Source organism: Malonomonas rubra, from assembly GCF_003247215.1.
GTDB lineage: Bacteria > Desulfobacterota > Desulfuromonadia > Desulfuromonadales > Geopsychrobacteraceae > Malonomonas > Malonomonas rubra_A.
This window is the reverse complement of sequence record NZ_QKAP01000054.1, coordinates 1-2,805: the sequence shown is the minus strand read 5'-3', so window position 1 is coordinate 2,805 and position 2,805 is coordinate 1. Positions and strand designations below refer to the sequence as shown.

Sequence of the window (2,805 nt, the reverse complement as noted above, 5' to 3'; positions counted from 1 at the left end):
CAAGTTCGCCGATGATCATGACAAGTTCAAGATCAGGTGTGCCGCTCTTGATGGAGGGAAGCTCGAAGTGGCCGGGGTTGTTGCCCTGTCCAAACTGCCGAGCAAGGAAGTACTGTTGTCCCAGTTCCTGTCCGTACTCAACGGAGTTCCCACAGGTCTGGTCCAGGTACTCTCCGGTGTTCCGCGTACCTTTGGCTATGTTCTCAACGCCATCAAGGAAAAGAAAGAACAGGCAGCGGCCTAAATGTCACCTGCTTACCAATTGTAAACTACATTCACTACGAGGTATTGTATAATGGCTATCACTAAAGAAGACGTAATCGATTTCATTGCTAATATGTCCGTACTTGAACTCTCTGAACTGATCAAAGAGTTCGAAGAAAAATTTGGTGTTTCTGCTGCTGCGCCGGTTGCTGTTGCTGCTGTTGGTGCTGTTGCTGCTGATGCTGCTCCTGCTGAGGAGAAAACCGAGTTTGATGCGATCCTTGCATCCGCAGGCGATCAGAAGATCAAGGTCATCAAAGAAGTTCGTGCTATCACCGGTCTTGGCCTGAAAGAGGCAAAAGAGCTGGTTGAGGGTGCACCGCAGACACTGAAAGAAGGTATCACCAAAGAAGAGTGTGCTGACATCAAAGCAAAGATTGAAGCTGTTGGTGGCGTTGTAGAGATCAAATAGTCCACCTCGGCACAGGCATTTCATTACGGAATGCACTGAAATACACGACACGCTACGGGCTCTGCCACGTAGCGTGTCGTGTTTTGGGATGCTGAAAATTTTGTAAAATATTAGTTAGTAAAATCAGGCGATTACAAGGTTATAGCTGTTGTTTGTTCCGTTTGGCTGAGGTGCCGGTGGTGTCTGGTGCTTCTGTTGCCAACGGGTCAGTTGCGTAACTGGGTCATTTCTTGTGTTGCTCCGCATTATCTGGAGACTTTTTGCGAGTTTGTCAAATTAACATAAAAAAAGGAAAACACATGTCCGAAATCATTGTATCGCTCCATTCCACCGCGAATTCCCGTCTCGATTATACAACATTTCCGGCAGTCGTCACTTTAAAGAATCCGCACCATTTTCAAAAATACTTAAAATCTCACTGATTCAGTTTACCATTGAATCGATCGATTTTCGGCACCTGACTGAGCTAAAACGTTTGTAACGATTTACTGGCAACCTCGAGGACAATATATGGAACGAGTTAGAAAGAATTTTGCCACGGCTGCAACGATTATTGAGCCACCTCACCTTATCTCAATGCAGCGCATCTCCTATGAGCAGTTCCTGCAGATCGACGCAGATCCTGATGAGCGTGAAGATATTGGACTGGAGGCAATCTTCAAGAGTGTCTTCCCCATCAACGACTTCAACGGACTCTGTTCCCTCGAATACGTTCGCTATAAATTTGGCGAGCCGAAATATACTGTGGAAGAGTGCCAGCAGCGTGGGATGACGTATGAAATACCGCTGAAGATCGTGGTACGTCTCATCACCTTTGATGTTGACGAGGAGACCGGGGTTCAGACTATCCGTGACATCAAGGAGCAGGAGGTTTTCCTCGGCTCACTGCCGATGATGACCGCTGATGGCGTCTTTGTCGTGAACGGAACAGAACGGGTGATTGTCTCGCAACTTCAGCGTTCGCCAGGTCTTTTCTATACCCATGACAACGGCAAGACGCATTCCAGCGGGAAGTTGCTCTATTCTGCGAGGATAATTCCTGTGCGTGGCTCATGGATTGATCTTGAGTTTGACATAAAGGATATTCTTCACGTTCGGATTGACCGTCGCCGTAAATTCCCGGTCACCACGCTGTTAAAAGCGATCGGCTATACTTCCGAAGAGTTGTTGGCCGAGTTTTATCCGGTGAATACCATCACCCAGGAAGGGGAGAATTTTTTCATCGATTTTGACTCCGAAACCCTGGTTTCACAGCGACTTGACTTCGACCTTATTTCGCCGGCGAACGGAGAGGTGTTAGCCAGAAAAGGCCGGAAGGTGAGTAAGGCGTTGTGCAAACGTATTGCGGGCGAAGGAATTAGCCGAGTGCAAATTGTTGCTGAATCGGTTGTCGGCAAAGTGCTATCTGAAAACATCGTCAATCCGGCGAATGGAGAGATAATTGCGCTCTGCAATACTGAAATCACCGAGACCATTCTTGAGACCTTGCAGAACTCCGGTATTACAGCCTTCAAGGTACTCTTTATTGATGGTGTTAAATATTCAGATTCCTTCAGCAGAACGCTCGCCGTTGACAAAGTTGCATCCTCCGAAGAGGGGTTGCTTGAAATTTACCGCCGACTCAGGCCTTCCAGCCCTCCAACTGTTGAGGTTGCCCAAGGCTTTTTTGATAACCTTTTCTTTAATGCCGATCTCTACGATCTGTCCGAGGTCGGACGTTACAAGATAAACGCTCGTCTCGGTTTGGATATAGATATCAATAACAGGGCGTTGACGAAGGAAGATATCGTTGAGTCGATAAAATATCTTGTGCGGTTAAAGGACACACAGGGTGCTGTAGATGATATTGATCACCTGGGTAACCGTCGCGTACGAACCGTTGGCGAGTTGGTTGAAAACCAGTATCGCATGGGTTTGGTTCGCATGGAACGGGCAATCAAGGAGCGTATGACCCTGCAGGATGTAGAGACGCTGATGCCCCATGATCTGGTGAATCCAAAACCGATTTCTGCGGCAATAAAAGAGTTTTTCGGTACATCCCAACTTTCGCAGTTCATGGATCAGACCAATCCGCTCTCCGAGGTGACCCACAAACGTCGTCTCTCGGCTCTCGGACCGGGAGGTTTGTC

Annotated in this window: 1 protein-coding gene and 2 pseudogenes; all 3 read left to right on the top strand. The window is 47.8% G+C overall.

Annotated features, from left to right (window positions below; all coding sequences use genetic code 11):
- A pseudogene (locus Q7J88_RS04965) lies at positions 1-244 on the top strand (50S ribosomal protein L10); the annotation flags it as partial.
- Positions 245-295: 51 nt separating this feature from the next.
- Positions 296-676, top strand: a complete 381-nt coding sequence (gene rplL, locus Q7J88_RS04960) for a 50S ribosomal protein L7/L12 (RefSeq protein WP_303721046.1) — start codon at positions 296-298, stop codon at positions 674-676.
- 510 nt (positions 677-1,186) lie between these two features.
- Positions 1,187-2,805: pseudogene (locus Q7J88_RS04955) on the top strand (DNA-directed RNA polymerase subunit beta); the annotation flags it as partial.

Bases quoted from the DNA above. Each gene is read 5' to 3' on its own strand.
- rplL (WP_303721046.1), top strand. From the start codon at position 296: ATGGCTATCACTAAAGAAGACGTAATCGATTTCATTGCTAATATGTCC.